Raw genomic sequence first — 721 nt, forward strand, 5'->3', positions numbered from 1 at the left:
TTTTAATATCAAAAAATCTTGCATTAAAGAAAAGCAAAAGAAATTAAAGACACTTCTAAATAACACTCAGAAAGAATTACAAGAAAATGGATATAATCCCGAACAATTACAAATAAATCTTCAAAAAGTATACAAAAATTACAAATTTAAGCCCCATTTTATTATTGAAAATCATAAATATAATGATTTAAACAACATAAAACGCAAATTGGAAAAGTCGATTGAAAGAAAAAAAGAAAATTCTCAAAAAAATTACCAGAATTTGAAGATTAACATTTTCAATGTACTTATAGAACTACTAAAAAAAGAAACAAATATTGAAGTTCTAAAGCCTATTATAAAAGAATATTTAAATAACCAAAAGAAAATAGAATACAATAAAGTATTTGGTTCATATTATTACGAATTATTAGAACTAATAAAAAATGAAAAAAAATCTTTAACTATAGAAGAATTTAACATAAAGGCTGTATAAGGATTTAACATGGAAAATGCAAAAGAACCCATTGAAACTATAAAAAAAGGCAAATGTAAAGTTGAATGCCAAAATAAAGAACGCTTTATTTTAATTGAAAAAGAAAATGGTAAAGCAATGTACCATACAAAAATAATGATGGACATTTATAAATTTGGAGTTCATGAGAAAAAACATGAATTTAGATTATCACTGAGGGCCCTGTTTAATGGAGAAAGAATTGTTGAAGAAACTCACTTGTACCCT

General features: G+C 23.9%; 1 protein-coding gene and 1 pseudogene. Both read left to right on the forward strand.

Annotation, left to right across the window (positions count from 1 at the left end; translation table 11 throughout):
* A partial coding sequence (locus tag LRB30_RS05790; RefSeq protein WP_231020153.1) for a plasmid maintenance protein occupies nucleotides 1-475 on the forward strand: 475 nt, incomplete at its 5' end.
* A gap of 9 nt (nucleotides 476-484) precedes the next feature.
* Nucleotides 485-721: pseudogene (locus LRB30_RS05795) on the forward strand (DUF226 domain-containing protein); the annotation flags it as partial.

The sequence above is a fragment of the Borreliella americana genome, assembly GCF_021043605.1.
GTDB classification, from domain to species: domain Bacteria; phylum Spirochaetota; class Spirochaetia; order Borreliales; family Borreliaceae; genus Borreliella; species Borreliella americana.